The organism is Chryseobacterium sp. L12 (genome assembly GCF_056133985.1).
The window spans coordinates 1-1,588 of record NZ_JBVYOF010000022.1 but is presented as its reverse complement, the minus strand read 5'-3'; the positions used below and the strand labels follow the sequence as shown (position 1 = coordinate 1,588).

The window sequence follows — 1,588 nt, the reverse complement described above, 5'->3', positions numbered from 1 at the left end:
TTTGTTAAAAAATGGTGAATTATACATTAAAAAAAATCATTTATATTTGAAAAATTAACGATTAAAAAAAACGCAGCTATGAAAAAACTCTACTCGGGTGCATTTCTTGTATGCACCATGGCTGTATTGCAGGATCAGGAGGTAAGATGGCAGAAAGACATCCGTTCCAATACCCAGGATTTTCTCTCGCAGGTGACTACCACTATTGATCAGCAGTATCTTATTACCGGAAGCTCTATTCAAAGCAGTAAGCTGCAAGCTGAAGGCAGTAAGCAAAACAACGGTTACGATTTCCATTTGGTAAAGCTCAACCAGCAGGGCGAACAGGTCTGGGAAAAATATTTTGCCGGAAAAAACCACGATTACATTCAGTCTACGATCAGTACGCAGGACGGAGGTTTTGCGGTAGTGGGAACTTCATTTTCCACAGCCGGACTGGATAAGAAAGACGCTTCCAAAGGCGGATCAGACATTTGGATTATAAGACTGAACGAATTTGGTGATGAGCTTTGGCAGAAAACCATCGGAACCGCTCAGGATGAGGAAGCAAAAGCTGTTATCCAGACCACCGATTTCGGATTTCTGGTGGCAGGAAGCGTAAAAAATTCACCCAAAGGTTTTGGTTCTAAAGATGTAATGGTCATCAAACTCAATAAAAACGGAAAAGAAATTTCACAGATTATTTTAGGCGGAAGAGGACTGGATGAAGTAGAGAAAATGATTCCTACTCCGGACGGAGGGGCGTTATTGGGAGTGTATTCCAGAAGTTCCGAGGTACGCGATGCGGGTTCTGGTAAGAGTTCCGGGATACAGGGCATAAGTGAAACCTCGAATCCCGAAGCACGTTACTCCAAGTCTACAGGTAACGAAGGCGAGGGTGATTACTGGATCATTAAGCTTAACAAAGACGGAAAGGTGGAATGGGAAAAGAATTTCGGAGGGAAAGGTGATGATCACTTAACCACTCTGGCGTTTACTTCATCAGGATACATTATCGGGGGAAGCTCCAGATCGGAAAGGTCAGGCAATAAAACCGTGGGAATTGAGGAAGGAACAGATGTTTGGCTCGTCTCTTTGAACAGCCGTGGCGAAGAACTCTGGCAGAAATCCTACAACTTCGGAAACCGTGATTTGTTGATGGGGATGAATGTGATTCAGAGAAAAGATGAAAGAGAAAAGAATAAAGACTTAACCCAAGGCATTTTGCTGGGTGGTTATACGCAGTCGGAAGGCAGAACGGAAGCCAATGACGAGACCTTCTGGATGCTCTATCTTGACCAAAACGGCAATGAGCAGTGGCGGAAATACGTGAAAGGAGAAAGCAGACAAAGAGAGGAAAGACTTTCAGACCTCAGACTGAATCGTGACGGGTCGATTGTTTTGGCAGGAACAAGTGCTGAAGAACTGGGCAAAGAAAACTGGAAGATCGTGAAGCTGGGTGACAGTCAGATTGACCAACTGATTGAGAAGCAGGACATCAGAATCTATCCGAATCCGGTGAGTGATTACTGTTATGTGGAGACTGGAATGGAGTCCGCAAGCTGGAAGCTGGGTGCTGGGAAAGCTGAAGCGGACATTACGGAGTACG

The 1,588-nt window shown here is 44.6% G+C and carries 1 protein-coding gene; it reads left to right on the top strand.

Going from position 1 to position 1,588, the window contains the following annotated elements; translation table 11 throughout:
- Window positions 1-78: 78 nt before the first annotated feature.
- The coding region (locus AC0NBN_RS12805; RefSeq protein ID WP_474468535.1) for a T9SS type A sorting domain-containing protein at window positions 79-1,588 on the top strand (1,510 nt) is incomplete at its 3' end.